This is a genomic window from Herbiconiux daphne (genome assembly GCF_024979295.1).
Classification (GTDB): Bacteria; Actinomycetota; Actinomycetes; order Actinomycetales; family Microbacteriaceae; genus Herbiconiux; species Herbiconiux daphnes.
Genome location: NZ_JANLCJ010000474.1, coordinates 1 through 646 on the forward strand (window position 1 = coordinate 1; position 646 = coordinate 646).

A 646-nucleotide genomic window follows, 5' to 3' on the forward strand; every position below is an offset into this window, starting at 1 on the left:
CCAAGTCAACTTTTGGAAGAAGCTATCAGTATATCGGCCCATGTAGCAGTATATGTTTTAATTTATCTAACAAGGAGTCATGCGCATGGCACTTCAACAAATTAATACGTATGCGGATTTAAAAGAGGCAGTTAAATTATGGTTGAACCGTAAAGATCAAGCAACGATTGATATGATTCCTATGTTTGTAAACTTTGCTGAAAAGCAGTTTACACGTCTCGTAAAATTACCGTATTACGAAACAATGGTGCAATTTAATATTACAGACACATTTAAGTTTGTAGTTATTCCTCAAGATTTCTTGAGTGCAAAGCACGTACACGTAAATGGTGTACCTTATAACCGTGTGGATGTTGAAACATTCCAACGTGTTAAACAAAAATACCAGAAATCAGCTGAACACACGATTGCTTATGATGGCATGACTGCTACTAATGCTGGTTCTACAATCCAAACAACTGCTCGTTTGTTTACTCGTATTGGTGAACAGATTCACTTCTTCCCAACACCTGCTGTTGGTGATTTAGTTGAAATGATTTATTCTCAGGATATCCCTGAAATGCAGTTTGATTTGGATCAACCTTATAACTTGCTGATTGCTCCAGATATCATGCTTTATCTTTCTCTTCGCCATGCTTCTACTTGG

At 37.0% G+C, this 646-nt stretch carries 1 protein-coding gene; it reads left to right on the forward strand.

Annotated elements, in window-relative coordinates:
• Positions 1–85 precede the first annotated feature (85 nt).
• The coding region (locus tag N1032_RS25945; RefSeq protein WP_259543502.1) for a phage adaptor protein at positions 86–646 on the forward strand (561 nt) is incomplete at its 3' end.